Here is a 240-nt window from a genome sequence, read left to right as displayed (position 1 = left end):
ATATTTAAATACTATTATTATGAAAAATATTTTAAAAATAAGAAAATCACCAGATTCACATTGGTTTACCTGGCTGATTATGATCGTATTTTTTGCTTCATTTAATACATTAAACGCACAGCAAAAAGTAAAAAATATTGTATTGGTACATGGAGCTTTTGCAGATGGATCCGGCTGGGAAGGTGTATATAAAATATTGGTCAAACACGGATACAATGTAAGTGTTGTCGGAAATCCTAA

1 pseudogene is annotated in these 240 nt (G+C 30.0%); it reads left to right on the top strand.

The features are described 5' to 3' along the window. Nucleotides 1-19 precede the first annotated feature (19 nt). A pseudogene (locus SCA31_RS25315) lies at nt 20-240 on the top strand (hypothetical protein); the annotation flags it as partial.

Origin of the sequence: Chryseobacterium sp. SIMBA_028 (assembly GCF_046535285.1) — a bacterium.
GTDB lineage: Bacteria > Bacteroidota > Bacteroidia > Flavobacteriales > Weeksellaceae > Chryseobacterium.
Note: the sequence above shows the minus strand (reverse complement) of the source record. Positions and strands in the feature narration are given on the sequence as shown.